Here is a 443-nt window from a genome sequence, read left to right as displayed (position 1 = left end):
TACTAATATGCCCGAGTCTTTCTTTGCCTCCACTTGAGTTCTGTCGCGGCACCAGACCTAACCATGCCGCCATATCGCGACCACTAGAGAATTGTGTTGCATCACCCACTGCTGCGACTAAGGCGCTGGCCGAAATCGGACCAAATCCTTCGATTGCCATTAATCGTTGAATACGTTCATCTGATTTCACTGCTGCTGCGATACGTTGATCATGCGCCTTCACGCGATCGTCGACTTCTCTGAGTTCTTCTGCCAACTCACACAATAACTGTAAAAAACGCGCATTGAGTTTGCCATCGGAATTCTCTAACAACATAGGCAAAGCTTGCCGAACCTGCGATACCCCTAGCGCAATCACAATACCAAACTCACCTAACAGGCCGCGTATTTCATTGCATAAAGCTGTTCTGGCGCGAATCAGGCGACTACGAATTCTATGCTCA

The 443-nt window shown here is 48.5% G+C and carries 1 protein-coding gene; it reads right to left on the bottom strand.

What is annotated here, in order from left to right:
• Positions 1–443 (bottom strand): transposase (locus H8K52_RS20690; protein WP_186924799.1); only part of this gene is annotated, 443 nt, incomplete at both ends.

The sequence above is a fragment of the Affinundibacterium seohonense genome (assembly GCF_014284305.1).
GTDB lineage: Bacteria > Pseudomonadota > Gammaproteobacteria > Burkholderiales > Burkholderiaceae_D > Undibacterium > Undibacterium seohonense.
Note: the sequence above shows the minus strand (reverse complement) of the source record. Positions and strands in the feature narration are given on the sequence as shown.